Annotated in this window: 7 protein-coding genes; 2 read left to right on the plus strand and 5 right to left on the minus strand. The window is 59.9% G+C overall.

Annotated features, from left to right (window positions below; genetic code table 11):
* Nucleotides 1–1,233 (plus strand): dockerin type I domain-containing protein (locus ACIQ67_RS18600; RefSeq protein ID WP_397535869.1); only part of this gene is annotated, 1,233 nt, incomplete at its 5' end.
* A gap of 34 nt (nucleotides 1,234–1,267) precedes the next feature.
* The gene (locus ACIQ67_RS18605) at nucleotides 1,268–1,888 is read left to right on the plus strand and encodes a cohesin domain-containing protein (protein ID WP_397535870.1); all 621 of its coding nucleotides are present in this window, start codon (nucleotides 1,268–1,270) and stop codon (nucleotides 1,886–1,888) included.
* A gap of 437 nt (nucleotides 1,889–2,325) precedes the next feature.
* Here the strand turns inward: ACIQ67_RS18605 and ACIQ67_RS18610 are convergent, their stop codons facing one another.
* The 5 genes from ACIQ67_RS18610 to ACIQ67_RS18630 form a co-directional block, all read right to left on the minus strand.
* On the minus strand, nucleotides 2,326–3,228 hold the full coding sequence (locus tag ACIQ67_RS18610) for a nucleotidyl transferase AbiEii/AbiGii toxin family protein (protein WP_397535871.1): 903 nt from the start codon (nucleotides 3,226–3,228) through the stop codon (nucleotides 2,326–2,328).
* Complete coding sequence (locus ACIQ67_RS18615; protein ID WP_397535872.1) at nucleotides 3,225–3,824, minus strand: type IV toxin-antitoxin system AbiEi family antitoxin domain-containing protein; 600 nt, start codon at nucleotides 3,822–3,824, stop codon at nucleotides 3,225–3,227. The genes ACIQ67_RS18610 and ACIQ67_RS18615 overlap by 4 nt, the downstream gene beginning before the upstream one ends.
* Before the next feature lie 76 nt (nucleotides 3,825–3,900).
* Nucleotides 3,901–4,284 carry a DUF6933 domain-containing protein gene (locus tag ACIQ67_RS18620; RefSeq protein ID WP_397535873.1) on the minus strand — a complete coding sequence of 128 codons (384 nt, stop codon included), beginning with the start codon at nucleotides 4,282–4,284 and terminating at the stop codon, nucleotides 3,901–3,903.
* A gap of 945 nt (nucleotides 4,285–5,229) precedes the next feature.
* Nucleotides 5,230–5,922, minus strand: coding sequence for a hypothetical protein (locus ACIQ67_RS18625; RefSeq protein ID WP_397535874.1), 693 nt, complete (start codon nucleotides 5,920–5,922; stop codon nucleotides 5,230–5,232).
* Between the two features lie 134 nt (nucleotides 5,923–6,056).
* Nucleotides 6,057–6,614: a hypothetical protein gene (locus ACIQ67_RS18630; RefSeq protein ID WP_397535875.1), complete on the minus strand. Its 558-nt coding sequence runs from the start codon at nucleotides 6,612–6,614 to the stop codon at nucleotides 6,057–6,059.
* Nucleotides 6,615–6,801: the final 187 nt, after the last annotated feature.

Genomic DNA, 6,801 nt, shown 5'->3' on the forward strand with positions numbered 1-6,801 from the left:
CTGAGCGCCAATACGAATGCCGGCATCGGCGACGAGCGCGTCGCCTGGATTGCACCGATCGGCACCGGCACCTCCTTCGGCCGCTCGGTATGCATCGCACCGGATGGCAAGCTTTGGGTGGGCATCTGGAATCAGGCGCGCTATTACCGCGTTGACCCCGCCAATGGTGCGACGCTGCCGATCGGGCCGTCCAACCTGCCCTACGTGCAATTGACCGGCTGGGCGCCGTATGGCTGCACTGTGGACAGGAACGGCATCCTCTGGAGCGCCAACCTGCAGTACTCCGGCCTCGGCCGGGTCGACACGAACACCGGCGCGTTCACCAAGATCGACAGCCCTTACGGGTCCTACAACTACGGCATCGCGCAAGGCAACAGCAAGATCTATCAAGCACCGTATGCAGGAGGCTATGGCTGGGCTGTCTACGATCCTGCCGCCGCTGGGAGCTGGGATCGCAGCCCGCATAGCTACAGCGGCGCCGGCATCGCGATCGATGGGGCCGGAGACATCATCTCCACCGACTATTCCGGCGTCCGAAAGTACCGGGCGTCCGACAAGGCCCTTCTGTGGAGTGCCAGCGAGAGCGGAACGACCTATGGCGTCATGATCGACGGCAATAACGACGTCTGGGTGATGAACCTGAGCTTCAACACCACGACCAAGTACGACGGCGTGACAGGCGAGAAGATTGGCACGCTGTCCACGGGCGCCTATCCCTATGTGTATACCGACGGATCCGGACTGACCACCAAGAATCAGACCGTCAACAAGCTGGGAACCTGGACGGTCGTCTTTGACAGTGGCGCCGCAGGCACGCAATGGGGAAAGATCAGCTGGAATGATTTGATCCCCACAGGCGCGAACATCGAGGTGCTCGCCCGCGCATCCGACAACCAGGCGGCCCTGGACCTCCAGACCTACCAGCCGGTTGCCAAGAACGTGAGCTTCAACGCGGCGGGGCGCTATGTTCAGGTTCGGACCCGACTGCAGATGAACGCAGGCAACGAGTCTCCGTTCCTCTACGACCTCACGATCAACAGCGCGGTCACCACGTGCGACATCGATGGCGATGGCGACGTTGACTCCGTTGACGTGGGCCTGATTCGGGCATCGATCGGGCAGCCCCCATCTCCCGGCGACGCACGGGACGCGAACGGCGACGGGAAGATCACCATCAACGATGCGCGTGCTTGTGCCCTGAAGTGCACACGCCCAAGTTGCGCAACGCAATGAGCCACATCGACTCTTCCAACTGAAAGGCATCGCAATGAAGAAAACTCTTGCATCGATAGCACTCGCCTGCGCGGCGCTGAGCTCGGCCCTTCCTTCCCAGGCAGCCATCGTGGTCAGCTTGGTTCCCAGCGCCACCCACATCAACGTGGGTGATACGGTGACGGTCGCCGTCAACATCAGCGGCCTCGGTGGCGAGATCGCCTCAGGCTACGACCTGAAGCTCTTGTTTGCGCCAAGCGTACTCGCCGCGGGATCAATCACCCTGTTTCTGGCTGAATTCGGTGGTCTAGCGAACACGTCCACGAGTGCAAGCTTCGGCACAGGTTTTGTGGCTGCAAACCTCGTGTCCCTCCTTGACGATCCCGCCTTGTCGGCTGATCAGTCAGACGTCTTCACGCTTCTGTCCCTGAGCTTCAACGGCCTCGCCGATGGCACTTCGTCGCTCTCCTTCGGGCTGGATCCGGACTATGAGCGCAACGTCGTCGGGCTTGACGCGGCAACGCTCGATGCAGCCTTCGGCTCGATTTGCATTGAAGTCGGCAACGGCCAATGCACCGTGCCAGAACCCTCGACCTACGCCTTGCTGGGTGTGGCATTGGCGGGCATGCTGGTACCCACGGTGCGCCGCAGCAGGAGACAGGCTCGCAAAGCGTGAACCTCGGCGCCCTCATCAGAAAGCGGCTGGCCGCAGCATGACCCCTGACGAAGAAACCCCCGAAAGGCAAACGCTTTTCGGGGGTTCTGTCTGGTGGGCGGTGCAGGGTTCGAACCTGCGACCCCTGCCGTGTGAACGCGGTTTTGTGGCCTTTTCGGTCATTTCCCGGAACTCCCCGGACGTGCCCGGAAACTCCCGATTAACCAATCAAATCAATAAGTTAGCCGATGGTCAAGTGTGATCGAGTCACCCGCTCGCACCCGCTTGAAAACGGAGCAACCCGTGCGTGAGTGGCGCAAATTTGGCGCAAATTTTGGCCTCTGGTGACCGCAAAACTTGCGACCTCTACCCTCGCTGCCATCCAAGCAAACTGATGATGCCAGAGTCGATGGAGGCCATCCAGGGAATGTCGGCACGGCCATGTGATGGGTCAGCGCCTAGACCCAGCGCAGCGTTTCGGGGCGCCATGTGACCGTTGCCTGACTGCCTGCTGCGGCGACTTGGGTCGGTGGCCAAAGCAGGTCGTTCAGCAGCGCCACCGTGTCGCCCAAGCTGGCGGCTTCAATGCGGTTCTTGTTGAGGAAGGCCTGCCATTGGCGTAGCTTGGCAGCGTCCTCGCTGAACCCCTTGGTCAGCGCAAGCGGACGCTCGGTGGGCCGCGCGGTCTGGCGGCGGGCAAAGGTGGCGGCGATGGCGGCGGCCAACGTGCCACCGTCCAGCTTCGTACGACGGGCAATGACGGCCAGGTCGAAAAAGTCCTTCATGCGGCTGTTCGCTTGCCCCAGCATCACCATGGCCTGGTACTTCTCGGCGATCACGGTGTAGACCGGATAGACGCGCAGCACCGGGGCAGGAAAGTCGCCCAGCAAGGTCGGGTAGGCCACCGTTTGCGGCCCTGGCGTCACGGCGTCGCCGAAGCCCACGTCGATCTGTAGAGCGCATCGTGCGGAGCCGATGCGTGCCGTCAGCGTGATGCGCGTACCACCGTAGGTGTTGTCCTCACGAATGGCCTCAGCCTTCACGGAGTCGAGATCGAACACGATGGCATCGCCCAAGTCCATGCGGGCAATGTCGCGGAATGTGGCGATCAGGTTCGCTTCATCATCAGGACCGAAGCCTAGCAAGTCAGCGTCCCGGGTCGGCCGGTGCGGCGTGTCGTACCAGAGAGCGAAGAGCAGTGCGCCCTTGAGCAGAAACCGGTCGGCATGGGGTGAGGCGCTCACGCGAGCCAGCAGGCGCTCCATGCCGAAGCGGTTGAGCAGCAAGCTGTAGTCGTCTCCGCGTTGCTTGGCGAGGGTCAGCAAGCGAGCCAGGACCGACGCAGACAAGTTGCCGCTCATTGCACCAGAGCCTCCAGATAGGGCTGCATGACCCTCTCGACCCGGTTGATCTTGGCGAAGTGGCTCAGGTCGGCCATGGTGACTTTGCGGCTGTGCCAAGCGTCTTTGAGTGCCTCCAGCGCCACATCCAGTCCGATCTTGTGGCGGAACTTGAAGCAGTCGGTCACGGTCTTGGCGGCGCTGTACACGCGGATGGCGGCGCCATGATCGGTCACGGTCTGGATGCCGTCGCTGTAGGCGACGCCGCGCAGGCGCGCAATGCGCAGCTTGGGATAGCTCAGTACTGGGGTCTGACTGCCTTCAGGCAGCGCGATCCAAACGTCGTGCGGCAGTTGTGTGCCGATCTCATGGAGTTGCAGCGCGCTCAACAGGCACAGCACACCCTTGGGCACGCGCTTGCAGACCTCGATCAGGGTCTGATGCTCGGTGATGTCGGCATCGGGCAGCCCATACAGTCCACGGGCGATGCGTTGCAGCTTGCCCAGCTGGTGCAAGCGAATCAGCAACTGCGGTGACAAGCCCTGCGCGCGGACATCCTCCGCCCGCAGCACGCGCCGGTGCCGGGCCAGTTCGAGGATGTGGTCAGACTGGTTCACGAGGAAGAGTTTAATATACTCATTACATTTCATCAAGTGATGTGATTTTCAAACAATTGGAATGAAGCCACAAAGGTCACCGGCCAGATGCCTTTTGCAAGGCCTGCTGAGTCGCAAAAGCTGCGACCGTTGCGCGGTCTGGTGCCCCGTACTCGATCAGTTTCAAGGGAGTTCGAGCCAGCCACAGCGAATGCTCCAACAGCGAGCGGTCGGGGAAGTGGGCCAGCCCGACCTGCAGTTGAAAGGCCAGGTCATTGAGCGATCCCAACACGCGCCGATTAGCAGTCTTGGCGATGACCACATCTCGTATGGCGTCGCGTTCAACGATCGCTGCATAGGCTTGCGCTTGCTTCTCGGAGGCGAACGGCCCCTTGGGGTCGGTCTTGCCGTTGACGATGACGCGCCACGGTGCGCGATAGCGAATGGATGCCATGTTTTTCTCCTTCGAGTCGTTGAACAAGTGACTCGGGAGCCAGTGGCGCAAATTTGGCGCAAACGCACCAATAGGCCAGCCAAACGGGCATTTCCGGGGGGTTCCGGGAGCGGTCAGGGAGACCGCGATACAAAGCAAAAAGCCTTGTAGATCAATGACCTACAAGGCTTATGCGTTTTTGGTGGGCGGTGCAGGGTTCGAACCTGCGACCCCTGCCGTGTGAAGGCGACGTCTGCGACAAACGAGACACAAGCGTACGACAACTCAGCACAGTGTCAAGAGCATCGCAGCGCGCAATCGGTCTACGACTATTGAATTTAGGTTAGTAATCACTGACAATCTCTTTGGTCCGCTGCATAGATGCACCGAGGCAGGCGCCGGCGTAGCACTCACAGCTCGCGTCTAAGGCGTTAACTGGTACGCACAAGCCCAACTGAAGAAACAGGCCGCAGGCAGATTAGTCAGCGCACTTCGATGTCGATGGGCTCGCCGACTTCGACTGCATGGACTGCAGGCACTGGTGCTTCATGCGACCACTAGCAGGTATCCCGATGAATGAAACAACACGCAAGCAGCTCATTGAAAGGCTGCGCGCCCCCGAGACCAAAGCTCTATGGCAGAAGCTTGCGCGGGACGTGCTGTCAAAGCTAACGCCGGAGCAGAAGGCTGCCGCGTTGAGGCGCTGGAGTATCGAGTAGGCGGGCGGGCGTTCGCACGCTCCAAACCCCCTGCCAGTGAACTCCTGCGTGAGAGTAAACAATAGACACGGGCATTGCATGTCCGCCCTGTCACCGTATGCCACAGGACCCTCGCGGGAGGGCGCGCAGTTCAGCAAAGCTGCTCACCGAGTTCGCCGGCTTTGCAGCGACTGCCACCTTGCGCCTTGACGAACTCGACGCCTGAAAGCGGTCGCTCAACGTTTGACATAAACGGCCTGCCGTAGGCGGGTCCGCTTGATGGAAGGGTTGGGCATCATGGGGCACGAAACGCGGATGAGAAATGATCCAGCGTGCTAGCGACGCCGTCTCGTATCTCCTGCAATGAATCGAGAAGTTGCAGCCCGTTTTCGAGTTGGATACGCAAAGACGGTTGTATGGCGAACTGGAGTTGGATGGCTACCTCTCCGGAGGGCGACGGCTCGCCCTGCGTGACCGAGGCACTCACTAGGTAGTCGTGTGCCACGAGTACCAGCTTGTTGTGCTTGTCCCAATTGCTCATGCTCGACAGCTTGGCTGTCCATACTGTTCCGTTGTAGGGCTGCAGGGTTTCAATGTACGCGGCGTGTGTGTCACCTACCCCATTGAGAAATCTCTTCCTTTGGCCACGAAATGCCGCCGGCGAGGTTTCGACTGGGAACTGAGTGCGCGGCTTCCTGCTTCCGGAATCGAGTTCTGCCAGTTCACCGACGAGATAGTCGAGGCACGAGCGCAGATTGTTGACCGAGTCACCGACAAGTATTGCGAGCCGTCCCACGATCGGCGTACTGGCAGATTCGACCTCAAAGATCTGGCCGATCTCGCCTGGCTGGATAGTCTGACCAGGCTCCTGCCGCACCTTGGTTGCTTCGGCCTGAGCATTGCAAATCTGCAGTGCAAGAGCACGAACCTGACTCAAATGTTCGTCGGCACGCTCCAAGCGTGTGTATGCGTCGTCGAGAGATGGCATGGGCTCTGTCCCTGAAGACTATTTCGCCCAACGTCGAAGTTGAGCCGCGAGCAACGGCTGGAAACGAAGGGCCGAGAATGAAATGGGGGCTTGGAGAGGCCAGCCGTTGCGAGTCGGCTCGAACGGGTTAGGCCTCATTTCTCGTCCTTCTTCTTTTCAACGATGTCAAATCTAGCGAGGATCTTGTCCAGCAACAGCGCTGCGAAGTCCGATGTGGGGTGACCGGGGAGCGGACTCTCAACTAACTTTGTCTTGAAAATTCCGTTTTGGGTTGTGTGATTGAACGCTTGGTCAGTGAGGGCCTGCCGCACCTCTGACTGGTATCCAGCGGTCACGTTATGAGCTGCGACTCGTACCCGTAGGAATCCGAGTCGGTAGTGCTCCGCCTTTGCAACCTCATTCAGATGAAATCTATACACGGACATCAGGACGCCAAAGACGATCATGAAAATGACGAGAATTGCAAATATGAATGGACTTGAAAAGAGAGCGGCAACCGCTTTGTCTTCGGAAAGCCTAGCCAGTGGCTGAAAAAGCAGCCAACCGAACGTGCTGACCGAAAGCACCAATAGCGCCGTACCAGCGAAAAGCGTTTGCAGCACTCCAACTGCACTCTTTCGATGGCCGGCAATCTGCGCCTCGCAGGCAGCGATGGCTTCGTCGATTGAGTTGCTTTCCTTTGGTGAATTCATGGCTTGAGGCCTAACAAAGCTGTCCAAAGTCCCCCCACGCAGCCGCGGGCTGAGTGCATGCGGCTGACGTGAGGCGGTCTGGGCGGGTTGATTTCATAGCAGGCATTGTGCGCGTCTTCGTGGCACCTTGAGCCCGGCCGAACCCGCATTCGTGGGCGCCGTAAGCGCCTGGCCCACGCTCCGAACC

It is taken from the genome of Roseateles sp. (assembly GCF_044373315.1).
Taxonomy (GTDB): domain Bacteria; phylum Pseudomonadota; class Gammaproteobacteria; order Burkholderiales; family Burkholderiaceae_C; genus JACDQM01.

Coding starts and splice junctions, on each gene's coding strand:
- ACIQ67_RS18605 (WP_397535870.1), top strand. CDS start 1,268: ATGAAGAAAACTCTTGCATCGATAGCACTCGCCTGCGCGGCGCTGAGC.
- ACIQ67_RS18630 (WP_397535875.1), bottom strand. CDS start 6,614: ATGAATTCACCAAAGGAAAGCAACTCAATCGACGAAGCCATCGCTGCC.
- ACIQ67_RS18625 (WP_397535874.1), bottom strand. CDS start 5,922: ATGCCATCTCTCGACGACGCATACACACGCTTGGAGCGTGCCGACGAA.
- ACIQ67_RS18610 (WP_397535871.1), bottom strand. CDS start 3,228: ATGAGCGGCAACTTGTCTGCGTCGGTCCTGGCTCGCTTGCTGACCCTC.